Genomic DNA, 25,509 nt, shown 5'->3' with positions numbered 1-25,509 from the left:
GGGATACCATAATTCAAAAGAAAGGAGTGTTATGATTGATCCGAAAAACTGTGCTGGTAACATTACTGTTTTTGCTTTTGGCCGGTGGTACTGCTTTTGGCGCTCCGGCAAACCCGCAGTCAGCTGCGCAACTGCAAACTAGTGCTGTATCTGCTGTGCTTATGGACGAAAATGGTACTATACTTTTTGAAAAAGATTCACACAAACGCTTGCCGCCTGCCAGTGTAACCAAAATTATGACCTTGCTGCTGGCAGTCGAAGCTGTGGAACAGGGCCGCATTCAACTTACTGACGAAATATTTACAAGTGAAACTGCCTGGCGTCAGGGTGGATCACAGATCTGGCTGGAACCAGGCGAGAAAATGTCTGTCAAGGAGATATTGACTGCCGTGGCGGTCGTCAGTGCGAATGATGCTGCCGTAGCACTTATGGAACACATTTACGGCAGTGAAGCGGCTGCTGTTGAAGCTATGAATAAGCGGGCCGAAGCATTAGGTCTTGCAGACACTCATTTTAACAATGTAAATGGGTTACCAACAACTGACCATTACATGAGTGCTTATGATGCTGCATTAATTGCCAAAGAAGCCACCACCCACCCACTGTATATGGAGATGTGCGGGATTAAAGAAGCCTGGTTGCGGGATGGGAAAAACTGGCTTGTTAATACTAACAAGCTATTGTGGTGGTATAAGGGCGGTGACGGGTTGAAAACCGGTTGGACAGAAGAGGCAAAATATTGTTTTGTCGGTACCGCCAAACGGGATGGTCTTCGTCTTATTTCAGCAGTGTTCGCCACCCCTGAACCACGTTCTCACTTAAGAGAAAGCATGAAACTGCTTGATTGGGGCTTTGCCAATTATACGGCTGTACCCATTGTCACTCAAGGCACTGTGGTTGAACGGCTGAAAGTCAATAAAGGCATAGAGAAAGAGATTCAACTGGTGGCCGCTCAAGATTTAAATTTAATTGTCGGCAAAGGACAAAATAAGAATTTGCAAAAGAAGATCGTGGCAGATTCCAGTGTTAATGCCCCGATAGAAGAAGGGCAAAAATGCGGCGAGCTTATTGTTATTAAAGATGGCCAGGAAATGGGTAAAGTAGATTTAATTGCTGAAAAAGCGGTACCCAAAGCCGGGCTGATAAGAATTTTCCAAAATATGATAACAAATTTGTTCAGCATTTCAAATTAAAAACAGATCGATAATGAGTAACTAAGAAAGTTTTATACTTTCTGTTAGGATAAAAAACTGCGGAATATTCTGCAGTTTTTTATTTTTTTACATAATTATAGCAGGAAAAAATTTCCTTTTACCGAATTCCCCATTGTAGAGACGTTAACTTGGGAGGTTATATTGTTGAAGCTTGTTACAGTTATGAAGCAGGGTGTTTTGGTAGTAAGGCTTACAGGTGAACTGGATGTTTGCGGAGCTAATGAATTCCGTGCTGTCGTCGATGAGGCACTGGAGGCGAGCGGAGCCAAACACATTTTACTGAATATGCAGGGAGTTAATTTCATTGACAGCTCCGGGTTAGGTGTTATTCTCGGACGGTACCGGCATATTGCCCCGCTTGGCGGAAAAATCCTCGTAGTTCACCTTGCACCGCAGGTACAGCGGATATTTGAATTGGCCGGGTTAATGAAAATTTTAAACATTTATCAATCTGAAGACCAAGCGTTAGAACTACTATAAGGAGGCTGTGCCAATGGGAACGCAGATAAAAAATCAAATAAAATTCTCGATGTTAAGTGTTGATGAAAATGTCGGTTTTGCCAGGACGGCAGCGGCGGCTTTTGCCGCACAACTGGATTTGACGCTCACAGAAATTGATGAAATTAAAGTTGCCGTTTCGGAAGCCGTATCTAATTCTGTAATTCACGGTTATGGTGACTGTAATGATAAACAAAACTATATTGAATTAATTATGAACCTATTTCAGAACAAGCTTGAATTTACTGTTATTGATTACGGGCGAGGCATTGCCGATATCAAAGAGGCACGTCAGCCTTCGTTTTCCAGTGATCCTGAACGTATGGGATTAGGCTTTGTTTTTATGGATTCTTTCATGGATGAACTTGAAGTTATTTCCGAACTGGGGCAGGGGACGACGGTAAGAATGGTAAAAATGCTTGTGCCCTGCGTAGAGCACTAGGTGAAAACCATGCTCAAAGATGAGGAATTTAAAGAATTGCTTTGTAAGGCCCAATCGACTGACCCTGCCGTACGGGAAGAAGCTAAAGAGCGTATTCTTGAAAACAACCTGAATTTAGTCCGAAGCATTGTCCACCGTTTTACTAACCGCGGCTATGAGTGGGATGATTTATTTCAGATTGGCAGTATTGGACTGTTGAAAGCCATTGAACGCTTTGATCTCAATTTTAGTGTCAAATTCTCTACCTATGCCGTACCTATGATTATTGGTGAGATTCGCCGGTTTATCAGAGATGATAATCCGGTCAAAGTCAGCCGCCCGCTAAAGGAGCTTGCCTATCGTGTTCACAAAACCCAGGAAAAGCTTCAAGGTTCTTTGGGCCGAGAACCAACAATTACCGAAATTGCCAAAGAATTATCGCTGGCACCGCAAGAAATCGTTTCCGCGCTCGAAGCTGTTCAGCCGCAAGTCTCATTATATGAGCAGGCGTTTCCAGGCAGTGATGGCGGCGATACCATCCATCTTTTAGACCAAATCATGCTGCCGGAGGGCCAGGACAGTGCGTATTTCGATAAACTGGCGTTAAAAGAAGTGTTGGCACGGCTGCCTGTGAAAGAACGTACCGTTATTTATTTACGTTTCTTTGCCGATAAAACACAGGCTGAAATTGCGGTAATTATTGGGTTATCCCAGGTGCAGGTATCACGTATTGAAAAACATGCGCTCAAGATAATCAGAGAACTATTACAGACCTCTTAGCAAATGAGGTCTGTTTTTTTAGTCTAACAGCATGTATAAATTTTGCGTGCCAGCACCAGACCCGGCACGGGCTGCCGTCATACAACGCTGCTCCGCTTATGCATAACGGCCACTCGCGCCTCGGTAATGTTAACGATTATATGGAGCGTGCCAGGATTTTTCTTATTTTTTCATACCATAGTAGTAAACTGATTTTAGGACATAATAAAAATAAGAGGTGATTGCAATGGATAGTGTAGTTAATAAATCAAAGTTCAAAGGCTTTATTTTTCTGTTTTTGGTGTCGCTGCTTATGGCCGGGAGCGCGGCTGCCTGGCTGTATTTTACTACAGATATGACTCCGAAACCTCCAATGAGAGCCAGACAAGTTTTTTTGTGGCATAACAATCAGAATAATGTACAGACTATAATTGTCACCAAACATAATTTTTACAGGGGGTAGTAATATGGTTGTAAAAGTTATCGAACTCGTGGGAACTTCCCGCCACAACTGGACTGATGCGGTAGATAATGCTGTTTTGGAAGCGGCAAAGACTGTTGACTCCATTCTTGGCGTCGAAGTAACAAATTTTACGGCAAGTGTAGATAACGGCCACATAGGGGAATACAAAGCCGATGTAAAGGTAGCCTTCAAGGTTAATCACTAATTAAATATAATTAGCGTAAAGAGTGCCGCAGGCACTCTTTGTTGTTATATGAATTAATCAGTTTAGCTATGGTCAAAATATAAGCGAACTTACACTGGTTTTTAGCAATAGCTGCTTTATCCGATGGCTAACCCTAAGACTCCCAGCGGGAGTTTAGGGGCTTCCCAGGAAGTTGGGCGACTAACCTTCAGATGGGGTTAAAACCCCACCTGAAGCTAAGTCTGCTTTATCATACCAAACTGATAATGGAGGTGTGCAAGTGTTTAACAGCAAAGCCAGTCAGGCTGAACAGGAACGGTACCAGGAAAAGTTTAATCAGCTTAAACCTAAACCTCCTATAGTAAAAAATGTGGTATGGGCCTTTATTGTTGGTGGCTTGATTTGTGTGCTTGGACAATTTTTTCTGGAGTATTTTATGAGTTTGGGATTTAGCAAAAAGGAAGCTGCCGGGCCGACTTCTATCGTGCTAATTTTTCTAAGCGCCTTATTCACAGGCTTAGGGCTGTATGATGAACTTGGACGAATAGCCGGTGCCGGGTCGGTTGTGCCGATAACCGGTTTTGCCAATGCCATAGTTTCGCCGGCTATGGAGTTTAAGCGGGAAGGTTATGTCTTTGGTATCGGTGCAAAAATGTTTGTAATTGCCGGGCCGGTATTGGTTTATGGCATTTCAACAGCAGTAATCATTGGGTTTATTTATTGGCTGAGACTGTAAGAAAGGTGGACAGCATGCACAAAAAGCGAGGTCAGCAGAGTATTGTTTTTGTTGTTCCCCCGGTTATAACAAGTACCGCCAATGTTGTCGGCCCGATGGAAGGCGATGGGATATTAACCGAGTTTTATGACCGGATACTAGAGGATAATCTTGACAACAACGATAGTTGGGAGCAATGTGAATCCTGCATGATGGAATGGGCAATACGGGCCGCGGTAGCAAAGGATAACAGTGTGCTTACTGATGTTGACTATGTATTGGCAGGCGACCTGCTTAATCAACTAATGAGTACTCATTTTGCGCTAAGAAATATTGGCCGCCCATTTTTGGGTATGTATGGTGCTTGCTCCACATTAGCTGAAAGTATGCTGGTTGGCTCGACCTTGCTTGATGGCGGTTTTGCCAATAAAGTTGTTGCCTGTGTTTCCAGTCATCATGACACGGCCGAACGTCAATACCGGTTTCCTACCGAGCTTGGTGTACAGCGGCCGCTTGTTTCGCAGTGGACAGTAACCGGAGCCGGTGCGGTGGTCATTTCAGCCGCTGGCAAGGGTCCGCGGATTACGGCTGCAACGGTGGGGAAAATAGTAGATATAGGCTTAAAAGATCCTAACGCCATGGGGCCGGCTATGGCTCCCGCGGCTGCCGATACCTTGTGGTCTCACTTTAACGATACCGGGCGTCCGCCGGATTATTATGACATGATCTATACCGGTGACCTGGGAAGTGTTGGCAAAGCATTGGTCATTGAGTTATTTAAGGAGAAAGGAATTGATTTATCAACAAATTATGAGGACTGCGGTTGCATGATTTTTAAAGAGGAACAGGACGCCCATGCCGGTGCCAGTGGCTGCGCCAGTTCGGCAATCGTATTTACCGGCTATATTTACCGTTTACTCATGCGTCAGAAACTGCACAAAATATTGCTGGTAGGTACAGGCAGTTTGCATAGTACGACCTCGTATCAGCAAAAAGAATCAATCCCCTGTATTGCGCATGCTGTAGCAGTGGAAATATAAAAGGAGGCAACCCATTTGCAGGCATATGTAATGGCTTTTGTTATTGGGGGCTTGATCTGTGTAATCGGACAACTGCTTATGGAGCTTACTCCGCTTACACCAGCCCATGTGTTAGTGCTGTTTGTAGTATTAGGCGGCCTTTTAAGCGGAATAGGGCTATATCAGCCGTTAGTGGAGCTGGGCGGTGCGGGAGCAACCGTTCCCTTACCGGGTTTCGGTCATGCGCTGGTCTCAGGTACTCTGGAAGAAGTGGATAAAATCGGTTTTTGGGGTATTTTCAGCGGGGCCGTTAAAGCAACTGCAAGTGGGATAACAGCAGCGGTTATTTTTGGTTTACTTATAGCCATTGTTTTTAATCCGAAAGGGTAACTTTATAAGCCAGTCAGTTTTTTGAGTAACATATGGGGGGATTAGTGTGCCGAAACGAATTTCGAGTAAGGTATCAAGTTACATTAAACCCAGGCAAGGACAAAATTCAAGTCTGGAAAGTTCACAGACAGGTGAAGGAACAGTAATTGCCGATATGGCTAAAGGTTTCTTGCAAACGCAAGCCAAGCTGGATAATTCGCAAGAAGTTGTCGACCTGTTACATAGGATTAACGGGCAACTGGAGAACTTGCAGGGGACCCTTAACGGAAACAGTCATAGTGGTGGCGGCTACTCTCCACCCCAACAAGAACAACAACCCGGGATAAATCAACCAATGCCGCAGCCGCAGTCACCCCAGGCAGGACAGCAGGCTGCAAACTCTCAAGCGGAAGTGGCGCCGGAATTACGGCAATTGTTCAGCATGCTGCTGGCTAATGCCGGTCAGCAAAATAATCCGGCAGCCACCGGCGGAGAGCAAGGGGCGCAGCAGGCAAGGCAAAGCCAGAACCAGAGTAAAGAACAGGGAAATGACGGGAATAACAGTTCTAACAAGCCTATTGCCGTGCAGACTGCCGCACAAGTATTGGCTCAGGCACAATATGAGCTTTCCAATGAACTGGAAGCAAGTTTAAAAAAGCTCAAACAGGTAATTAGTGAAAGCGAAAAAATTGCTAATAAAATCAGTAATTTACTAGGCGAAGAAAATAGCCAGTAGCAATGAGGTGATGGAGTTGGAAAAAGTTACGGCACTCAATAAAAAAATACGGGTGATTCTCGTTACAGATGGTGATAAAGTAGCTCAGCAGGCAGTTGAAAATATTGGTTCTTCCTTGGGTTTACGCTGTATTTCGGCATCAGGGGGCAACCCGACACCTATCGGTGGCAAAAAAATTGTTGAACTTCTGAAAACCGTTCCCCGTGATCCGGTACTTGTTATGTTTGATGATAAAGGACGTGAGGAAAAAGCCGAGGGAGAACGGGCGCTGGAATACGTAGCCAATCATCCTGATATTGAAGTATTAGGTGCTGTGGCTGTAGCCTCCAATACCCACTGTATTCATGGGGTTCATGCCGATGCCTGTATTGATTGCCAGGGCCATGTGATTGACTCATCGGTTGATAAAAAAGGGGAAATCAAAAAAAAGAATGCTTGCGACTGTGAGCCGGTGATTACCGGTGATACTGTTGATGTGTTAAATGATGTTGAGGTGCCTGTTATTATTGGCGTAGGCGATATTGGGAAAATGGATAAGCATGATGACTTGAGCCGGGGAGCTCCAATAACCCGTAAAGCAATTGAAGAGATATTAGAACGGAGTGGCATTGATTATGTCAGATGAACAGAAAATTGCTAAAGATCTTGACAGTAATATAAATTATGTAAAAGACCGCCTGGGAGTGGGCGAAACCTTTGATATTATCTTTCGCGAATATCGGGCAGGGAAAAAACGGGCAGCTTCATTTTCGATAAATGGTATGACCAATGACGTGGTTTTATCAAATGTGTTTGAAGAATTAACCGCTTATAAGCAAGAGGAATTAACCGTCAATACCTTCCAGAAACTGTTTTATTCGCGGGCCATTCATTCCCAGGTCAAATTGGTTGAAAACATGAATGATGCTATTACCAGCCTGCTGTCAGGTGAACTGCTCTTCTTTGTGGAAGGCGAAGGGCAAGTCATGGTCATTGATGCACGCGCCTATCCGGTTCGGGCTCCTGCCGAATCAAATATCGAAAAGGTAACAAGAGGCTCGCGGGACTCTTTTGTTGAAACCATTGTTTTTAATACGGCGCTGATCCGGCGGCGGTTGCGTGACCCCAATCTCAGATTTGAAATTGTCAAGGTAGGCACACGGTCACAGTGTGATGTTGCGGTCGCTTATATTAAAGATATTACCAACCAGGAACTGGTTGAGACCGTCAAGGAGCGGTTAAATAATATTAATATTGACGGCGTACCGATGGCGGAAAAGGCTATAGAAGAATATGTTGTTGTCGGCAGCAAGTGGAATCCGCTGCCGAAAGTGCGGTATACCGAACGGCCGGATGTCGCTGCCGTTCATCTGCTTGAGGGGCATGTATGTTTAGTTGTTGACACTTCGCCTAATATTATGATTTTGCCGACAACCTTTTGGCATCATGTGCAGCATGTGGAGGAATACCGGCAAAATGTAGTAGTTGGCTCTTACCTACGGCTGATTCGCTTGGCAGGGGTTTTATTATCTTTGCTTCTGCCGCCGTTATGGCTGGCTGTAGTGCTAAACAGACAGATTTTGCCTGAATCTCTGGCTTTTCTGGGTCCGCAGGAGTCAGGCATCATTCCTATTGGAATTCAGTTTATATTGGCCGAGTTTGGGGTCGAATTGGTCAGAATGGCAACCGTACATGTTCCTACCGCGCAATCAACGGCTTTAGGTTTTATTGGAGCGTTTATGCTGGGCGATATTGCCACCAAGGTAGGACTGTTCGGCAATGAGACAATCTTTTATACGGCAGTAGCCGCTGTCGGAGCATTTGCCACTCCCAGTATGGAGTTTGCTATGGCTACCCGTCTTTTTCGGGCCCTGATTATCATTTTGGTCATGTTCTTCCAATTGCCAGGCTTTATTGTGGGAGTAGGAGCCGTATTTTTATTGATGCTGACAACATCATCTTTTGGTATTCCTTATCTATGGCCGGCAATTCCCTTTAATTTTAGTGCAATGAAAGACGTATTATTCCGGCTGCCCATACCTAATAAAATATTGCGTCCTGCCGTCCTAAAACCTCAGGATGCAGACCGGCTTGAAAGTACCGGCGTGCAAGACAATACTAAAGACAGTAGTGACCAAGATAAAAAGTAAGACAAACAATGCCGCCCGTAGTTTCCGGGCGGCATTGTTGCTGGAGGCTATTTTCCACGAAAAAATTCACGTATATATCCCATGCTTTCATTGATGTTGGCCAGTTGCTCTTTAAACGCGCCTTTATTTTCAGCATTAACGGAATCTTTCAACTGATTTACCGTTGAATGGGTTTTGGTTATCTCACCTAAAATCCCAACCTGCTCCATGCCAGGCTTTACTTTTTCCCAGGTTCCCTGTAATTCTTTTGCTTTAATGACAGCTTTTTCCCAATCTTTATTTTCTACATAAAAACTGACATTGCGTATCCCATTACTGACAGCAATAATATCGGCAACAGGTGATAGTTTATAGGACTTGCCGATATCGCTGATGCTACCCATGAAGGCAAGCAGGTTTTCATGAGATTCGGTTATTTTTTCGGAATTGATGGCTGCAATTAGTTTTCCCATAGCTTCATCGGCTTCCTTTACGCCTTTTTTATCGCCGACGGCGGCTTTGCCTTGCTGCCACTTGGCTTGCAGATTGGCAAGCCCGGCCTGCGCCTGGGCCCAGTCTTCTTTGTTAATGCCTTCAAATACAACTCCGGCGGTGGCTTCCAGATCATAGAGCTCGGCAGGTGCTGAAATAAATCTTTCCCAAACCGGCGGGTTGGGCTTTGACTCAACCGGTTTGCCGGCAGGACCTATTTCCGGTTTAGGCGCAGGCCCTGCTAAGCCGCAGCCGGCCAGTAACAGCAAAATCAAAGTAAATACCGCAATGTTTATCAGTGACAGTACCCGCATAATAAGTAGATGCCTCCTTTCATTTTAAGGTAAAGAACAGCAGTTTACCCGGATATGTTTATTTTGAGCAGGTTTTGCTAATTTTATATATTCAGCAGTAAAGAATTTGCAGTCGCAGACGGCTGGTGTATTGACAACGCTCCACCGCTGGCGCTTGACTTGTGCTTTTGCCAACACACCAGTCGCTGCAAAACTGTAACGCATTGTAGATAGTATAGAAATAATCCGCTATTTTATTTTGCTTTTGCTTGCTTTTTTAGTATAATTTAGTAGTACGTCGAGTGAAAGTAATAAGGAGGACTCCATTTGTTTGGTTTTGACGCCGATATGATATTCAGAATCCCGGCATTATTAATTGCCCTCACGGTACATGAATATGCCCATGCCAGGGTTGCAGTTACGTTAGGTGATCCGACTCCGCGGTTTATGGGGCGGTTAACACTTAATCCTGTATCACATCTTGATCCCATTGGACTCTTAATGTTGTGGCTGGCTCAGTTTGGCTGGGCGAAGCCTGTTCCTATTAATCCCGGCAATTTTACGGATTACCGCAAGGGAATGTTACTCGTATCGATGGCAGGGCCTGTGTCTAATATGCTGCTGGCGCTCTTAACCGCCTTTGCCATAGCCATTTTGGGTAAGTTGCAGTTGTTACACGGGGATTGGGTAAAAGTTTTGTGGCTGCTGTACAGCTATAACATAATTTTAGCCGTATTTAATTTGATACCCATACCGCCGCTTGACGGTTCAAAGATACTGGCAAGTATACTGCCAGCCCGTCAGGGAGAGATATTTGATAGAATGGAGCAATATGGCTCCTTTATATTAATAGCACTTGTCTTTACCGGTGTTATTGGCAGCATTATCTATCCGCTGAGAATTGGTTTATCCTATATTATTAATTTAATAGTAATGACAGTTTTATAACAGGAGGAGATATATTTTGACTAAAAAACGTATTTTTAGCGGCATGCAGCCGTCGGGGAATTTCCATATGGGGAATTATCAGGTGCTTAGCAACTGGATCAAACTGCAGGAAGAATATGATTGCATATATTCGATAGTAGATTGGCATGCGCTTACATCTTCGTACGAAGATACCGGCAAACTGCCTGAGCGTATTGAAAATATAGCGCTGGACTGGCTGAGTGCCGGCCTGGATCCGGAGAAGAGTATTGTGTTTGTCCAGTCGCATGTAAAAGAACATGCTGAACTACATTTGCTGCTGTCAATGATGACACCGCTGTCCTGGCTGGAACGTGTCCCGACCTATAAAGATAAATTGCAGCAATTAGGTGAAATGGGTAAAGAGATTAATACTTACGGATTTTTGGGATATCCGGAATTGATGACGGCCGACATTATCTTGTATAAGGCTGATGTCGTGCCGGTAGCTGAAGATCAGATACCGCATCTTGAACTGACAAGAGAAATTGTTCGTCGTTTTGCAAATTTGTACAAGCCGATATTTCCTGAGCCTCAGGCTATTTTAAGCCCCCTGTTGCCAGGCATCGATGGGCGCAAGATGAGTAAATCCTATGGCAATGAGATTCCGTATGCGGCTGAGCCGGAGGAGTTGCAGGCGCGGGTAAGGCTGATGATTACTGATCCCAAGCGGGTTAAGAAAACCGATGCGGGTGATCCGGAAGTTTGTACAGTCTATACCTTTCACAAAATCTTTAGTTCACAGCAGGAACAAAGCGAAATTGCCGGTCATTGCCGGAATGCCAGTATTGGCTGTGTAGAATGTAAAAAACGGCTGGCTGAAAAGATGGTTACCACATTGGTCGATGTCCATAGCCGCCGCAAAGAGCTGGCGGCCAAGCCTGAAAAAATCAGGGAAATATTAGCTTACGGTGCCGAACGTGCGAGAAAAGTAGCAGCAGCAACCATGGAAGAAGTCCGGTCAGTCATGAACTTGGGCTAGTTAAATTATGTCAGGCTATACTATCAAGCTAGAAGCTTTTGAGGGACCATTAGCCTTACTAATGCATCTAATTGAAAAAAGTCAGATAGATATCTATAATATTCCCATCGCTGAGATAACCGAGCAATATCTGTACTATCTTAAGGCTATGGAAGAGTTCGATATTGAAGTAGCCAGTGAATTTCTCGTTATGGCGGCTACTCTGTTACAAATAAAATCGCGCATGTTATTGCCGCGTCCGGTTATTGCCGAAGCAGCCGATGAGCTTATTGATCCGCGCCAAGAACTGGTTGACCGGCTGATTGAATATCGTAAATATAAGCAAGTAGCCCAGTTCCTCAACCAACTGGGCAGTGAGCGGGATAAATATTTTATTAGATCGCCGCAGGAGTTTGCCAAGCAGTTTCCACTGCCTGAAGGGCTTTCACTTGACGATTTACTAAAAGCTTTTGCCGCGCTTTGGGAAAGTGTGATTCCAGACTTTGCCGTTATTGCCCCGGAAGAGATAAGTGTTAAGGATAAAATGCACGATATTATGACGCTGTTGAGAAGTAACAACGGGAAGCTGGAATTTCACAAACTCATGATTAGGACAGGTTCCCGTTCGGAGTTTATTGCCGCTTTTTTAGCGTTATTGGAGCTAATTAGATTAAAGCAAATCATGATTCACCAGGAAAAGCAGTTTGCACCGATTTGCCTTAGTTTGAAGGAGTGACCGGCGGATGTTTTATCAGCATTTGCAAGGAGCAATTGAAGCGTTGCTATTTGCTAGCGGACAGCCGCTGCCTGCGGCAAAAATAGCTCAAATATTAGATATTCACGTTGACCATGTGCATGCGTTGATCGTCGAAATGACAGGCATCATGGTGAGTGAGCAGCGTGGTCTTACCATTGTGGAAGTGGCAGGTGGGTATCAACTATGTACAAAACCCTCGCTTGTTGATATTGTCAGCAAACTGGCCGAACTGCAGGATAGCAAATTGTCGGCTGCCGCCCTGGAAACACTCGCCATTGTCGCCTTTAAACAACCTGTGACCAAACAGGAAATTGAGAGTATCCGTGGTGTTAAAGCTGACAGAGTGATTGCCACACTGCTTGACCGTACACTCGTTAAAGAAGTAGGCCGCAAAGAAGCGGTAGGACGTCCGATCTTATATGGCACAACTAACGAGTTCTTACAATGTTTTGGCCTGAACAGCTTAGATGACCTACCGGCCATCGCCAGCCTGCTTCCGGGTACGGAGACTGAGGAATAAGACAACCATTGGTTGTCTTATTTTTATTTATTCGTGCATACTAACTAATAGGCTACAAGGCGAGAGGTGGAAAGCATGGAAAGCTGGCTATTATTCCTGACAACAGTGCTCTTTTTTTTATGGCTGCTTTCACAAGTCAACCTGTACATTGACTTGCATTTTTGCCGGCGTAAAGATGATGATTTTCTTGAAGTGACTGTTTATGCCTTGAGAAAGCTGCTCATTTATACCATGAAAATTCCTGTTATTGAAATTATCCAGTATAATGATTTGCCATGGGTTACCTCGGAAATACAGACTTCCCATGCTAAAACCGCAACACATGCGGAGCGTGAGCAGCGTTTTGTAAAAAAACTGGCCAAGATATTTATTTACAACCCGCGGCGATTCTTGCGTTTGCTTAAGTCAACCAGACACTTTTTCCGCACCTATCGCCATTATGCAAACAGATTAACGCAGGCGATGCATTGTGACAGGCTTGAGATAAAAGTTGTATATGGCTTTGAGGATGCCGCTGTTACGGGTGTCCTAATGGGCATATTGGGCTCTATGCTGGGCCTGTTGCTGCAATCGCTGCAAAATAGGTTGATTATGGATTCCGAACCTGCGGTAAGGGTGAAGCCCGTATATGGATGCAACTATCTGGAGGTCGAAGTAAGGTGTATATTCAGAATCAGACTTGGCAATGTTATTACTGCAAGTATGGCGAGAGTAGCAAATTCATTGCACAAGGAGGCGACTCGCAGTGGCTGATCATCCGATACAGGGTTTAATGAAAACAGCTATGGAAAGTATCAAAGGTATGGTTGATGTCAATACCATTGTTGGCGACGCGGTGGAAACCCCTGATGGAACTGTGATTGTCCCTATATCGCGGGTAACATTTGGTTTTGCGGCAGGTGGCGGCGACTATGAGGCCGAAGATACAGCGGCTGCACACAGCCACCCTTTTGGTGGTGCCAGCGGTGCCGGCATTAGCGTGAAACCGGTAGGATTTTTAGTATGCTCGCCGACTAGCGGAGTGCGGTTTATGTCGGTGGAGAGCAACCTTTTTTATGACCGGCTTATTGATATGGTGCCACAAGTAATAAATAAGATTGAAAGCATGCTGAGCAAAGATGCCAGTGAAGAGGAAGAACTTGAAGAGCTTGCGCAAACTGCCGAAACTCAAGGCTACCGGCAGTCTTCGGCAGAGGAGTAGGACAACCGGTCGTATATGTAAAAACCCACACATAATTGTGTGGGTTTTTACATATACAAGTACTAATTGCTGGCTAAATCATCCAACTTATTCTTAATTTGCGTGGCATGCAGCGCTTCCGCTTCTGCGAAATGTTTAAACATTTTAGCTACTTCTTTGTCATTAATACGATCGGCAAACGACTGATAATCGCGCACAAGTTCCTGCTTTTGCGTCAGGGTGGTGCGCAACGATGATTTAAGATCAAGTGTTTCCATATTGATTCACCTCCTTGAATTTGTTACTATTATTTCCGTCTGCTGCGCAAATAATGCCATGATAGTATTACACGTAAAATTTAGACAAGCTTAGCTATTAACAGCCGCTTTACGACGCCGGTGTGGTTCCTCCGCCTTGCACTGCGCAACAATCCTCGCTAAATTGATCCTGATTTTGATACAAATGGATGATGGTCTGGCTTATAACATGGATTAATTTGGCAGGTAATTACTTTTGACCTGTGGTGAATTTAATTATATAATATTGCTTGGCTTACCTTACGCGAAAGGATTGAATTATGCGACGACTAATTAATTTTGGAATATTGTCCCTGCTATGTCTGGTTTTTTTGCCAACAACTGTATTTGCCGGGACTGCTCTGCCGGAACTTACGGCTAAATCGGCAATTGTCATAGAAGCATCAACAGGAAAAGTACTTTATAGCAAAAATGCGGCAGAACAGCGCTATCCGGCCAGTACCACCAAGATTATGACACTGATAACAGCGCTCGAGTACGGCAAACTGGATGATGTTGTTACTGCCAGCGACCAAGCCGCCGGCACGGAAGGATCCTCTTTATGGCTCACAGCAGGCGAGCGGCTTACCTTGCTGGATATGTTGTATGGCGTAATGCTTGTATCCGGCAATGACGCAACCGTAGCTGTGGCTGAACATATTTCAGGCTCAGTAGAAAATTTTGCTAAACAGATGACCGCTAAAGCTCATGCTATTGGCGCGGTCAACAGCAATTTCACCAATAGCAGCGGCCTGCCTGATGAACAGCATTATAGCACGGCACATGATTTGGCCAAAATTACAGCATACGGATATAAAAATCAACTCTTTGCTCAAATTGTTTCAACCCAGCATAAAGTTATTCCCTGGCCAGGGAAAGATCATGACCGGGATTTGTATAACGAAAACAAAATGCTATGGCTCTATGACGGGGCTAACGGGGTTAAAACAGGCTATACCGATGCTGCAGGACGCTGCCTGGTTTCAGCCGCCAACCGGAACGGCATTCAAATTATTGCCGTAGTGCTGGACAGCGAACATATGTGGGATGATTCCATAAACCTTTTGGATTACGGTTTCAGCAAGCTCACACAACTGCCTGTTGTCCGTAAGGATGATATTCTAAAGACCGTTAAAATTACTGAGGGTAAAGTCGGTAAGGTAAAACTGATGGCCACTGATGATATTATTCTACCGGTTGCTGATAATGAATTTGATAAATTTACCACGGTAATTGATGCTCCTGAAAAAGTTGCCGCACCGGTTGCCGCCGGGCAGAAACTCGGCACAGTTACCGTCATGTACGATAATGTAGCAGTTGCCAGTACCGAACTGGTTGCTGACCGGACGGTGGAACGAAAATCATTTTTCAAACTGATTTGGGGATCAGTGGTAGGCTTCGTGACATTTGTAATTCGCAATTTTGCTTAAAGGACGCCGCCGGCGTCCTTTTGACGTTCTAGCCTGCAACATTCTGTCATACATCATAATGGGTGATAGTGTGATGATTAATGTAATTTGGTTGTTACTGATGGCCAGCGGCATTATTTATGCCGGAATGAACGGGAGGATTGAGGTTGTTACTGCGAGCGCCATCAGCGCTGCCAAAAGTGCAGTCGAATTGGCGATTAATTTAATTGGAATTATGTGCTTATGGCTGGGTATTATGAAAATTGCCGAATTATCGGGATTAATCAAAGTCATCTCCTTCGTTTTACAGCCGATAGTTGGTTTGCTATTTCCCAGTGTACCCAAAAATCATCCGGCCATGGGGGCGATCATTATGACCATCAGTGCCAATATGCTCGGTCTGGGCAATGCGGTAACACCGCTGGGTATTAAAGCAATGCAGCAGTTGCAGACCTTAAATCCGAAAAAGTGCACGGCCACGCCGGCTATGTGTACTTTACTGGCTTTATGCACTACCGGTTTTACCCTTGTTCCGGCTACTATTATTGCGCTGCGGTCGGCGGCAGGTTCGGTAAATCCTACCGAGATAGTCGGGCCAACCTTGATTGTCAGTTTGGTTGCCACCATTTTTGTACTTATTATTGACCGGCTATGCCGGGCAGTATTTAGACGATAAAGGAGGAATACTCCGGATGTTGACTGAACTGAGTGAGCAGCTGTCAGTTTGGGCTATTCCTGCTGTGCTGCTCATAATTCCCATTGTCGGATACCTGCGCAAGGTTAAAGTATATGAAGCGTTTATTGAAGGGGCTGCTGAAGGATTCCAAACAGCTATCCGAATTATACCCTGTCTGGTAGCCATGCTGGTGGCTATCAGCATCTTTCGGGCATCAGGTGCCATGGACGCCTGTGTGGCACTCCTGGCACCGCTGCTGGATGTGCTGGGAGTACCGGCTGATCTGGTGCCGTTAGCCATAATGCGTCCGCTGTCAGGCAGTGGTTCTCTTGGAATGGCAACAGAAATTTTGAATACCTATGGTCCTGATTCGCTGGTTGGGAGGATAGCTTCCACCGTGCTGGCCAGTACGGACACTACCTTTTACGTGCTGACCGTATACTTTGGTGCGGTTTCAATCAGCAATCCACGGTATGCTCTCCTGGTCGGACTATCAGGTGATATAGCCAGCTTTTTGCTTGCCGTCTACCTGTGCCAATATCTATTTACAAGCTAACTGGCAACATTTGTTGCCAGTTTTTTCTATATCGGCATTTGTGGCACTTCGAATCCAAACGAATACACTGTAATGTGATGTAAAGCAGGGGAATGGAGGCGAAGTCCATGATTAAAGTCGTCGTAGTTGGAGGTGGCTGGGCTGGCTGTGCCGCAGCGTTAGCAGCGGCTAAAGCCGGGGCACAGGTAGTTTTGCTTGAACGCACGGATTTGCTGTTAGGAACAGGCTTAGTTGGGGGCATATTCCGCAACAATGGCCGGTTTACGGCTGCTGAAGAAGCTATTGCCATGGGCGGGGGAGACTTATTTGTAGCCATGGATGCCAATAGCAGGCATAGAGGTATACATTTTCCCGGACATAGTCATGCTTCATTTTATGATGTTACTACAATGGAACCCTTGGTGAAAAAAATCCTGCAAAACTATGGTATTGAAATCAAGACCAGGGTAAGGGTATCTGGTGTAGTTAAATACGGTAAAAAGATCCAACACCTTCTTGATGATAACGAAGAAGTTTTCAAGGCAGATGCCTTTGTTGACACAACCGGAACTTCCGGCCCTATGGGCAATTGCCTAAAATATGGCAACGGTTGCTCCATGTGCATTCTTCGCTGTCCGACATTCGGACCCCGGGTAAGTATTACCGCCAAGGCCGATGTCAAAGAAATAATGGGTAAAAAAGCCGATGGCAGCTATGGCGCTATGAGCGGCTCCTGTAAAATTAACAAAGACTCACTCAGTCCTGAGCTTAAAGATAAATTAGAAAAAGAAGGCATGGTAGTCATACCCTTGCCGGAAAATCTCAAAAAGTCAGGAATGCTTGGAAAAAAAGCCTGCTCACAATATGCCATTGCCGATTATGCTGAAAACATGGTTCTGATTGATACCGGACATGCCAAGCTAATGACCCCTTTCTTCCCGCTTGATATGCTGCGGACAATACCCGGACTGGAACGCACCAGGTATGAAGACCCGTACGCCGGGGGAGTAGGGAATTCCATACGGTATTTGGGTATGGCTCCTTGCGGCAGCTCACTGAAAGTAGACGGTATTGATAATTTGTTCTGTGCCGGTGAAAAATCCGGTATTCTTGTAGGCCATACGGAAGCGGTAGTAACCGGACTTTTAGCAGGCCATAATGCGGTACGCTGCTGTATTGATATGAAGTATCTTGAACTGCCGTCCGAACTGGCTTCAGGTGATTTTATCAATTATATTCACGCGCAGATGACGACAGAAGAAGGCATTAAACTAAGGTATACTTTCTCAGGTTCGGCCTATTTTGAGCGGATGAAACAACGCGGCTTATATTCAGCCGTTCGGGGAGAAATTAATGACCGTGTTATCAAAACGGGATTAAATGATATTTATAATACCTGTTTGGTTTAACAAGGAGGGGTGAAATATGCTATATAAGCTGGCAATGAAGTGTATTGATATAAATTCTCCTTATTGCCCTTGCCTGTTGGCGGAAACTAACCATTGTACTTTTTGCAGCCATTTAAAAGGTGAAGCAGTATGTGATTGCAACTGGAGCGGAGTGTGCATACTATACGAAAAACAATGGCAAGCAAAAAAGAAAAACTGGATTATTGATGCCGATGCACCTGTACGCATGGAAGCCGATACTGAATTTATTTTAAAAGAAAAGATTGCCGAGCATACATACCTCTTGGAATTTGAAGTAATCCCTGAACTTGCCCAGGCTCTTGACAGATGCGGGTCCTTTGTTTTCTTGCGCCGGCCGTCCGACCAGCAGTTCTATCAGTTTCCTGTAGGCGTAATGCGGGTCATTGGCAGCCATCTTCAAGTGGTTGTTGAAACTACCGGACCCAAATCCGCACACTTGTTAGCCGACAACAATAACCATGTATTGGTGCGCGGTCCGTATTTTAATGGTATTTTTGGTCAACCCTGGATTGACAACATAGTTAATGGTAAAATATTATTAATAACTGGGGGTATGGGACAGCCACCTGCATTATCAATAGCACACCGGCTGGTCAAAAAGAATAATGATATCAAAGCACTTGTCGCACCGGGCAGGATTGGCAAGGTTTTTATTGCCGGTGAACTTACCGAACTGGGCATTACTGTCCAGGAAGTAGCCTCCATGCGTCAGTTTGGCATGCAGGCGTTGACCGAGCTGTTAACCGACAGCAAAGAATGTCCTGAGCTTATTGTCAGCGCAGGGCCTGATGAGCAGCATTATGGAGTTATCGCCGCCATGCAGACGGCTCAAGTCAACCTGCCAATGGCAGCCACCAATAATGCCACCATGTGCTGTGGCGAAGGCATTTGCGGCAGTTGTGACCGGCTAACTAAAGACAATAAACGGGTGCGCACTTGTAAAGTACAGACTGATTTTAGTCAATTTGCTCAAGAATAAAATAAGTGTAAAAGTAGGAGTCGAAATACATGTTAGAACGTTTGCAGAAAATTATTGCTCAAGCCGGTATTGCATCACGGCGGGACGCAGAGGAACTCATTACAGCCGGCCGGGTAACCGTTAACGGCAAGACGGTTACTGAGCTTGGCAGTAAAGTTGAGACCAGGCGGGACCGGGTTGCTGTTGATGGCAAGCCGTTAAAAGCGGAAAAGTATGTTTATATTTTGCTCAACAAGCCGAAAGGAATCATAACTGCATTGGAAGATCCCCGGGGACGTAAAACGGTGGCTACCCTTGTTGCCGATATTCCGGAACGGGTTTATCCTGTGGGGAGGCTGGATTATAATACCGAAGGGCTGCTGCTTATGACCAATGACGGTGATTTGACGCATGCGCTGACCCACCCCAGTCATGAGATCGCCAAAACCTATTTAGTCAAGGTTCAGGGGTATCCACCTGAGGAGAAGCTCGACAAGCTGCGGGCCGGTATTAAATTAGAAGATGGCATGACCGCGCCGGCAAAAATTAATATTGTGGACATCGACAGGGAAAAAGCGTTAACTACCATGGAATTTGTTATTTACGAAGGAAAAAACAGGCAGATTCGCCGGATGTGTGAAGCAATCGGTTTTCCTGTGAAGAATTTAAAGCGGGTTAAATTTGCCTTTTTAACCTTGGAGGGAGTCAGACGAGGGCAGTACCGCCAACTGCTTGCCGGTGAGGTGGAAGAACTAAAACGCCTGGGCAAGAAAAAAAACAGTTGATTTTTTCACCCTTATTTGGAAGTAAATAAGGGTTTTTTTGCTCAATTTCCTCAAATAATTAAGAAAAGCGAGTGTGACATATGCAGCAAGTTCTTATCATCGGCGGTGGAGCCGCCGGCCTTATGGCTGCCGTAAGCGCGGCTCAATATGGCGCTCAGGTAACGCTACTCGAAAAAATGAAAGATGTCGGACGTAAGCTGCTTATTACCGGAAAGGGCCGCTGCAATCTCACGAATAACTGCGATATTCCTGAACTGGTGAAAAATATGACAGGGAATGGCTCTTTTTTATACAGCGCTTTTCATGCCTTTACTAATCAGGATGTTGTTGATTTTCTTAATCAGGCCGGTTTGCCGACCAAGGTGGAACGCGGCGGGCGGGTTTTCCCGGTTAGTGATCAGGCCAAAGATGTTATTAGCATCTTTACTAAAGAACTGTCCAAACTACAGGTTAACGTAAAAACAAATCAAACAGTTAAAAAACTAATTATAGAAGATGGCCGGGCTGTTGGTGTTATTACAACAGAGGCCGAATACCGGGCCGATGCCATAATTATTACGACAGGCGGCGCCTCCTATCCAGGTACAGGTTCGTCAGGTGACGGCTACCGGTTAGCGCAGGCTGCCGGACATACCATTGTGCCGCTGAAGCCGTCACTGGTGCCGCTGGAAGTTGCGGAGGAATGGATAACTGAACTGCAAGGTTTGTCGCTTAAGAATGTGACAGCAACTGTGTTAAGCGCCGGCAAAAAAGCCGCCGAAGAATTTGGCGAGATGTTGTTTACCCACTATGGTCTGTCCGGCCCCATTATTTTGTCATTAAGCAAAAAAGTGTCTGAGCTTTTTGCCGCTGCTCCGGATCAGGAAGTGACGATAGCCATCAATCTTAAGCCGGCTCTTAGTATGGAGACTTTGGACAAGCGCCTGCAGCGTGACTTTGCCAAGTTTACCAGAAAGCAGTTGAAAAACTCTCTGCACGAACTGCTGCCTGCCAAACTAATTCCTGTTGTCATTGATTTGTCGTTTATTGACCCGGATAAATTTGTCCATCAAATTACGAAAGAAGAGCGAATGCGCCTGCTAACCATACTTCAACACCTGACGTTTACCATTTCGCAAACCAGGCCGGTAGCTGAAGCTATAGTAACGGCCGGCGGTGTCAGTACCAAAGAAATTGATGCAAGGACCATGGAATCAAAATTGATACCCGGTTTGTTTTTTGCCGGTGAAGTTATTGACATAGACGGATACACCGGTGGTTTTAATTTGCAAGCCGCTTTTTCTACCGGCTATGTGGCCGGCAGGTCTGCTGCCGGGAGCTAGTGCTGCATCCGGTGATATACTTCATGTTATTGCCGGATGCAGCACTAATACCTTGTAAACTAGCTATGTAAGGGCCGCAAGGCATTTTAGTAGAGATGAACTGCGATAGGGGGCTTTAGGATGGAGAACCGAAATGACAAGTTCCGCCGTAAGCATTTCTATGTTATCGACCGGCTGCTCATCAAACTGGCCACAGCAGCTGTTGTTTTGCTGCTGGTAGTGCAAGTTCTCCTTGTGCATGGCGAGGCCCGAAAATATCTCTCTTTGGTAGATAAACTGGAGGGCGAGCAAATCACTTCTCCTGCCACTATGTATGCCGCCGATGTGCCTTTGCCTAATGCTGACCGGACTATGAACACGGTAAACAAAGTTGTCGCCAAGTCGATGCGTACGCTGCGGCCGGGGAAGAAAATTACCATCCGGATGATTAACCCGCCGGCCGGTGTTGATGCGATTGTTACCGTAAACGGGGAAACGGTGGGCAATTTTGGCAAAGGTGAAGTTGAACTTACAGTATATGAAGGCGATTATATCGAAATTGACGCTGTTAGAATTAAAAAAACCGCCCAGTTTATTATTGATACACATAAAAATGATCTGGTGTATCCTGTGGATGGTATTTTACTGGAAAATCAAAGTAATCTTGTGGTGGTAGGGAAGGTAATTTTTAAACGGTAATACGCCGCAAGGGTGAATTATTTACGGAAATTCGGCAATAAACTGCGGATGTTGGAGGAGAATTTTTACCAGGCAGGGAATTATACTAAAGCATATTTTTGGAGATATTGTGGAGGCCTGTTATGATTATAATGATGAACACTCCCACTACCGGCCAGGTTAATCGGGTAATGGACAAGCTTCGACAGTTGGGCTTGGATGGTCACTCGATAACTACCGCAGATAAAACAATTATTACAGCCAGTGGTGACTTATCGGCCTGTAATCCCGATCTATATGAAAGAATGCCAGGCGTTGATAAGGTAGTTATTGTTGCAAAACCTTATAAATTAGCCAGTCGGGAGTTTCAACAGCACAATACTATTGTTACGGTTGGCACTGCCAGTTTTGGCGGAGAAAACATCCCCGTTATTGCCGGGCCTTGTGCAATTGAAAGCTATAAACAATTACAGCAAGCTGCTGCCAGCGCCAAAGAGGCCGGGGCGGCAATGCTGCGGGGCGGAGCATATAAACCGCGTTCTTCACCCTACAGTTTTCAAGGGCTGGAAAAAGACGGTCTTGAAATTATCAGGACGGTTGGTCAGGAAGTAGGTTTGCCTGTTGTTTCAGAGGTAACCGATCCCCGTAAAGTAGAATTAATTGCCGAGTATGTAGATATGCTGCAAATTGGTACACGCAACATGCAAAACTTCGTACTGCTCAAAGAAGTAGCGTTAGCCAAAAAACCAGTTCTGCTAAAGCGTGGTTTGGCAGCTACGATTGAAGAATGGCTCATGGCTGCTGAATACATTATGTCAGGCGGCAACGATCAAATCGTATTGTGTGAGCGGGGCATTCGTACCTATGAGACCTATACACGCAATACGCTGGATTTGAGTGCTGTGCCGGTAATAAAACATATAAGCCATTTGCCTGTTATTGTTGATCCAAGCCATGGCACAGGCAGTTGGCGGTGGGTTAGTCCTATGACCAAGGCTGCAGTTGCCGCCGGTGCTGACGGCTTGCTGATAGAAATGCATCCCTGCCCGGAGGAAGCCTTATCTGACGGACCTCAGTCACTCACGCCAGGAAATTTTGCCCAGCTCATGGAAGAACTGGACAAATTAACTGCCGCACTTGGTCGAACCGTAAATAAAAAGAAAAATAAGTGATGAGAGGGAGTAGTATAGTAGTATGGGAGAAAATATGAAAGTTACGGGAACAACCGGTCTGAAAGGGACTGTCAATATTCCGGGAGATAAGTCGATATCGCACCGCAGTATTATGCTTGCCGGTCTTGCTGATACGCCTGTAAAGATAACAAATTTTTTGCATGCCGCCGACTGTTGGTCAACGATTGACTGCATGCGGGCGCTTAGAGTACGTGTTGAGCAAGGCGATGCAGGGGTTCTTACTGTTACAGGCAATGGGTTTTACGGACTGCGTGAACCGCATGAGGTACTTGATGCCGGTAATTCGGGAACAACAATAAGACTGATGACAGGTTTATTAGGAGTTCAGCCGTTTTTTAGCGTTATGACCGGTGATGCTTCCCTGAGAAAACGCCCGATGGCCCGGGTTATAACACCACTGGCCAGGATGGGAATAAACGTTAAGGGGCGTGAGCAGTCACGGTATGCTCCCTTAGCTATTTTGGCAGCCGAACAAATACAAGGCATTGAATATGATATGCCTGTTGCCAGCGCGCAAGTAAAGTCAGCCATACTATTGGCAGCACTATTTGCCAACAGCCCGACTATTGTTACCGAACCAATGCCTTCACGCGATCATACTGAGCGCATGTTTGAAACCTTCGGCATACCTGTTAAACGGGAGGGTAACAGTATTATCATTGAGCCTGTACAAAAGGTTGACGCCCCGGAGCAAATTGATGTCCCGGGTGATATCAGCTCAGCAGCCTTCTGGCTGGTAGCTGCCTCCATTATTCCTAACAGTCAATTAGTATTAGTCAATGTGGGCATCAACCCGACCCGCACCGGTATTCTCGATATATTAACCCAAATGGGTGCAGATATAACGGTTACCAATGAACGCTGGAGCGGCAGAGAACCGGTAGCAGATATTATTGTTCGTTCGGCTAAGCTGCAGGGCGTAACCATTGGCGCCGAGATTATCCCGCGTCTTATTGACGAAATTCCGGTATTAACGGTTGCGGCTTTGTTTGCCGAAGGTCAAACCGTTGTTACCGGCGCAGAAGAACTGCGGGTAAAAGAAACCGACCGTCTCAAGGCCGTTGTGCTCGAGCTTGGGAAGATGGGGGCCGCTATTGACGAAACTGCCGATGGCCTTATTATTAACGGACCGCAAAAATTAAATTTTGCCTCATGCAATTCCCACCACGATCACCGCATGGCCATGGCGCTGGCAGTGGCTGGTGCGGCTGCCCAAGGCGTTGAAATCGAAGAACCTGATTGTGTAAAAATTTCTTATCCTGACTTTTTTAGCATTTTGGCAGCATTAAGGCAGGAGTAAAGGAGGCAATAAATGAAGCCCTTAATCATTGCAATTGACGGACCGGCAGGCGCTGGCAAGAGTACGGTAGCAAAACTTGCCGCGCAAAAGTTAAACTATACCTATATTGACACCGGAGCTATGTATCGGGCAGTAGCCTGGCAGGCGCTTCATGAAGGTGTGGAACCTAATAACCGGGAGATTGCCGGTTTAGCCCGCAAGCTTGATGTAAAGCTGTCCTATGTGGATGGTAAAACCAAAGTGGCTGTGGCCGGACAGGATATTACGGAGGCCATCCGCACCCCTGAGGTCAGCCGGCTTGTAGCCAAGGTAGCGCAGGTACCTGAGCTTAGAGATGTTATGTTAAAATTGCAGCGGGAAATGGCGAGCCAGGGTGGCGTTGTTATGGATGGCCGTGATATTGGCACTCATGTTTTGCCTAATGCCGACATAAAAATATTTTTAACAGCATCTATTGCCGAGCGGGCGAAACGCCGGTGGCGGGAACTGACAGACAAAGGCTATACCATTGTTTTGGCTGAACTGGAAAATGAAATTGCCTGCCGGGACAAGGAAGACTGTGAACGGGAAGTTGCGCCGCTCATCGCTGCTGCCGACGCTATTCAGGTTGATACTACCCATTTGTCTATCGATGACACTGTGGAAAAAATACTAAACCTATGCAAGGAGAGGCAGACAAATGTATAACTTGGTTCATGTTATACTGCGCACCTTTTTCTCACTGGTATTTCGCTGGAAAGTGATTGGAGCCGAGAATATACCGGCAGGTGGTGTTATTATTGCGGCAAACCATATCAGTCTTTGGGACCCGCCGGTGCTTGGTACCGCTATACCACGGAAAATTCACTTTATGGCTAAGGAAGAATTGTTTTCTAACCCTATATTTAGCTGGTTGATTACCAAACTAGGAGCTTTTCCGGTAAGGCGGGGAGCGGCTGACAGGAAAGCAATCCGTACCGCTTTGACACTGCTGGAGAACGGTTCTGTTCTCGGCATCTTTCCTGAAGGCACTCGCAGTAAGAGTGGTAAACTGGGTGCGCCGGAACCCGGATTTGCCCTGCTGGCGATTAAGTCCGGCGTGCCGGTGGTGCCGGCGGCGCTAATTGGCACCGATAAAGTCTTCCGGGACGGACACTGGCTGCCGGAATTTAAGGTGGTCTTTGGCAAGCCGATTATAGTAAGCCGTGACAATAATACCCAAGATACTATGGAGGTCATGAGTATGCGAATTATGACAGAGATAGGTCTTTTGCTGGAGGCGGCCAATCCCTCGTCTGGCAAGCAGGTATAAGT

31 protein-coding genes are annotated in these 25,509 nt (G+C 45.7%); 29 read left to right on the top strand and 2 right to left on the bottom strand.

Annotation, left to right across the window (positions count from 1 at the left end):
* Positions 1–35: 35 nt before the first annotated feature.
* The 11 genes from GT1_RS00625 to GT1_RS00575 all read left to right on the top strand — a co-directional run bounded on the left by GT1_RS00625 (position 36) and on the right by GT1_RS00575 (position 8,507).
* The gene (locus tag GT1_RS00625; RefSeq protein WP_223225978.1) at positions 36–1,193 is read left to right on the top strand and encodes a D-alanyl-D-alanine carboxypeptidase family protein; all 1,158 of its coding nucleotides are present in this window, start codon (positions 36–38) and stop codon (positions 1,191–1,193) included.
* Between the two features lie 165 nt (positions 1,194–1,358).
* Positions 1,359–1,694, top strand: a complete 336-nt coding sequence (gene spoIIAA, locus GT1_RS00620; protein ID WP_223225977.1) for an anti-sigma F factor antagonist — start codon at positions 1,359–1,361, stop codon at positions 1,692–1,694.
* Between the two features lie 13 nt (positions 1,695–1,707).
* Positions 1,708–2,154: an anti-sigma F factor gene (spoIIAB, locus tag GT1_RS00615; RefSeq protein WP_188396667.1), complete on the top strand. Its 447-nt coding sequence runs from the start codon at positions 1,708–1,710 to the stop codon at positions 2,152–2,154.
* Between the two features lie 9 nt (positions 2,155–2,163).
* Positions 2,164–2,913 carry a SigB/SigF/SigG family RNA polymerase sigma factor gene (locus GT1_RS00610; protein ID WP_188396665.1) on the top strand — a complete coding sequence of 250 codons (750 nt, stop codon included), beginning with the start codon at positions 2,164–2,166 and terminating at the stop codon, positions 2,911–2,913.
* 446 nt (positions 2,914–3,359) lie between these two features.
* Positions 3,360–3,560, top strand: coding sequence for a dodecin family protein (locus GT1_RS00605; RefSeq protein ID WP_075755327.1), 201 nt, complete (start codon positions 3,360–3,362; stop codon positions 3,558–3,560).
* A 259-nt stretch (positions 3,561–3,819) separates the two neighbouring features.
* Positions 3,820–4,275 (top strand): stage V sporulation protein AC, encoded by a 456-nt coding sequence (spoVAC, locus tag GT1_RS00600; protein ID WP_075755329.1) that lies wholly within the window; start codon positions 3,820–3,822, stop codon positions 4,273–4,275.
* Between the two features lie 14 nt (positions 4,276–4,289).
* Entirely contained in the window at positions 4,290–5,294 is a 1,005-nt protein-coding gene (gene spoVAD, locus GT1_RS00595) for a stage V sporulation protein AD (protein ID WP_188396662.1), read from the top strand.
* A 30-nt stretch (positions 5,295–5,324) separates the two neighbouring features.
* On the top strand, positions 5,325–5,663 hold the full coding sequence (gene spoVAE, locus GT1_RS00590; RefSeq protein WP_075756034.1) for a stage V sporulation protein AE: 339 nt from the start codon (positions 5,325–5,327) through the stop codon (positions 5,661–5,663).
* Between the two features lie 46 nt (positions 5,664–5,709).
* Positions 5,710–6,378: a hypothetical protein gene (locus GT1_RS00585; protein WP_188396661.1), complete on the top strand. Its 669-nt coding sequence runs from the start codon at positions 5,710–5,712 to the stop codon at positions 6,376–6,378.
* A 16-nt stretch (positions 6,379–6,394) separates the two neighbouring features.
* Positions 6,395–7,003, top strand: a complete 609-nt coding sequence (locus GT1_RS00580) for a stage V sporulation protein AE (protein WP_223225976.1) — start codon at positions 6,395–6,397, stop codon at positions 7,001–7,003.
* On the top strand, positions 6,993–8,507 hold the full coding sequence (locus tag GT1_RS00575; protein WP_188396657.1) for a spore germination protein: 1,515 nt from the start codon (positions 6,993–6,995) through the stop codon (positions 8,505–8,507). Before GT1_RS00580 ends, GT1_RS00575 begins: the two co-directional genes overlap by 11 nt.
* Before the next feature lie 47 nt (positions 8,508–8,554).
* On the opposite strand, the gene GT1_RS00570 is transcribed toward GT1_RS00575, so the two are convergent.
* Complete coding sequence (locus GT1_RS00570) at positions 8,555–9,292, bottom strand: DUF4363 family protein (RefSeq protein ID WP_075755339.1); 738 nt, start codon at positions 9,290–9,292, stop codon at positions 8,555–8,557.
* Between the two features lie 306 nt (positions 9,293–9,598).
* On the opposite strand from GT1_RS00570, the gene GT1_RS00565 reads away from it, so the two are divergent.
* From GT1_RS00565 to ytfJ, 6 genes are all read left to right on the top strand, one after another.
* The gene (locus GT1_RS00565) at positions 9,599–10,219 is read left to right on the top strand and encodes a site-2 protease family protein (protein WP_188396655.1); all 621 of its coding nucleotides are present in this window, start codon (positions 9,599–9,601) and stop codon (positions 10,217–10,219) included.
* A 16-nt stretch (positions 10,220–10,235) separates the two neighbouring features.
* Positions 10,236–11,219, top strand: coding sequence for a tryptophan--tRNA ligase (gene trpS / locus GT1_RS00560; protein ID WP_075755343.1), 984 nt, complete (start codon positions 10,236–10,238; stop codon positions 11,217–11,219).
* 7 nt (positions 11,220–11,226) lie between these two features.
* Positions 11,227–11,934 carry a ScpA family protein gene (locus tag GT1_RS00555; protein ID WP_188396653.1) on the top strand — a complete coding sequence of 236 codons (708 nt, stop codon included), beginning with the start codon at positions 11,227–11,229 and terminating at the stop codon, positions 11,932–11,934.
* Between the two features lie 7 nt (positions 11,935–11,941).
* Positions 11,942–12,475 carry an SMC-Scp complex subunit ScpB gene (scpB, locus tag GT1_RS00550; protein WP_188396651.1) on the top strand — a complete coding sequence of 178 codons (534 nt, stop codon included), beginning with the start codon at positions 11,942–11,944 and terminating at the stop codon, positions 12,473–12,475.
* Positions 12,476–12,550: 75 nt separating this feature from the next.
* Positions 12,551–13,228, top strand: coding sequence for a DUF2953 domain-containing protein (locus tag GT1_RS00545; RefSeq protein WP_188396649.1), 678 nt, complete (start codon positions 12,551–12,553; stop codon positions 13,226–13,228).
* Positions 13,221–13,676 (top strand): GerW family sporulation protein, encoded by a 456-nt coding sequence (gene ytfJ, locus GT1_RS00540; protein ID WP_075755351.1) that lies wholly within the window; start codon positions 13,221–13,223, stop codon positions 13,674–13,676. Before GT1_RS00545 ends, ytfJ begins: the two co-directional genes overlap by 8 nt.
* A 62-nt stretch (positions 13,677–13,738) precedes the next feature.
* Here ytfJ and GT1_RS00535 read toward each other — a convergent pair whose 3' ends face one another.
* Complete coding sequence (locus GT1_RS00535; protein ID WP_075755353.1) at positions 13,739–13,933, bottom strand: rubrerythrin family protein; 195 nt, start codon at positions 13,931–13,933, stop codon at positions 13,739–13,741.
* Between the two features lie 350 nt (positions 13,934–14,283).
* On the opposite strand from GT1_RS00535, the gene GT1_RS00530 reads away from it, so the two are divergent.
* The 12 genes from GT1_RS00530 (at position 14,284) to GT1_RS00475 (ending at position 25,507) form a co-directional block, all read left to right on the top strand.
* Entirely contained in the window at positions 14,284–15,381 is a 1,098-nt protein-coding gene (locus tag GT1_RS00530; protein ID WP_223225975.1) for a D-alanyl-D-alanine carboxypeptidase family protein, read from the top strand.
* 73 nt (positions 15,382–15,454) lie between these two features.
* Complete coding sequence (locus tag GT1_RS00525; protein WP_075755357.1) at positions 15,455–16,036, top strand: nucleoside recognition domain-containing protein; 582 nt, start codon at positions 15,455–15,457, stop codon at positions 16,034–16,036.
* Positions 16,037–16,052: 16 nt separating this feature from the next.
* Positions 16,053–16,592, top strand: coding sequence for a spore maturation protein (locus GT1_RS00520; RefSeq protein ID WP_075755359.1), 540 nt, complete (start codon positions 16,053–16,055; stop codon positions 16,590–16,592).
* Between the two features lie 107 nt (positions 16,593–16,699).
* Entirely contained in the window at positions 16,700–17,980 is a 1,281-nt protein-coding gene (locus tag GT1_RS00515) for an FAD-dependent oxidoreductase (protein ID WP_188396647.1), read from the top strand.
* Between the two features lie 16 nt (positions 17,981–17,996).
* On the top strand, positions 17,997–18,980 hold the full coding sequence (locus tag GT1_RS00510; protein WP_188396645.1) for a hypothetical protein: 984 nt from the start codon (positions 17,997–17,999) through the stop codon (positions 18,978–18,980).
* A 29-nt stretch (positions 18,981–19,009) separates the two neighbouring features.
* Positions 19,010–19,744 carry a pseudouridine synthase gene (locus GT1_RS00505; protein ID WP_188396643.1) on the top strand — a complete coding sequence of 245 codons (735 nt, stop codon included), beginning with the start codon at positions 19,010–19,012 and terminating at the stop codon, positions 19,742–19,744.
* A gap of 80 nt (positions 19,745–19,824) precedes the next feature.
* The gene (locus GT1_RS00500) at positions 19,825–21,066 is read left to right on the top strand and encodes an NAD(P)/FAD-dependent oxidoreductase (protein ID WP_188396641.1); all 1,242 of its coding nucleotides are present in this window, start codon (positions 19,825–19,827) and stop codon (positions 21,064–21,066) included.
* 120 nt (positions 21,067–21,186) lie between these two features.
* Entirely contained in the window at positions 21,187–21,744 is a 558-nt protein-coding gene (locus tag GT1_RS00495) for a hypothetical protein (RefSeq protein ID WP_075755369.1), read from the top strand.
* A 122-nt stretch (positions 21,745–21,866) separates the two neighbouring features.
* Positions 21,867–22,895: a 3-deoxy-7-phosphoheptulonate synthase gene (gene aroF / locus GT1_RS00490; protein WP_188396639.1), complete on the top strand. Its 1,029-nt coding sequence runs from the start codon at positions 21,867–21,869 to the stop codon at positions 22,893–22,895.
* A gap of 22 nt (positions 22,896–22,917) precedes the next feature.
* A complete protein-coding gene (aroA, locus tag GT1_RS00485; RefSeq protein ID WP_188396637.1) occupies positions 22,918–24,216 on the top strand; it encodes a 3-phosphoshikimate 1-carboxyvinyltransferase in 1,299 nt (432 codons plus the stop codon).
* Positions 24,217–24,228: 12 nt separating this feature from the next.
* Positions 24,229–24,903 (top strand): (d)CMP kinase, encoded by a 675-nt coding sequence (gene cmk, locus GT1_RS00480; RefSeq protein WP_075755375.1) that lies wholly within the window; start codon positions 24,229–24,231, stop codon positions 24,901–24,903.
* On the top strand, positions 24,896–25,507 hold the full coding sequence (locus GT1_RS00475; RefSeq protein WP_075755377.1) for a 1-acyl-sn-glycerol-3-phosphate acyltransferase: 612 nt from the start codon (positions 24,896–24,898) through the stop codon (positions 25,505–25,507). The genes cmk and GT1_RS00475 overlap by 8 nt, the downstream gene beginning before the upstream one ends.
* Positions 25,508–25,509 lie beyond the last annotated feature (2 nt).

Source organism: Sporomusa sp. GT1 (assembly GCF_014634905.1).
Classification (GTDB): domain Bacteria; phylum Bacillota; class Negativicutes; order Sporomusales; family Sporomusaceae; genus Sporomusa; species Sporomusa sphaeroides.
This window is presented reverse-complemented; position numbering and strand designations above follow the sequence as displayed.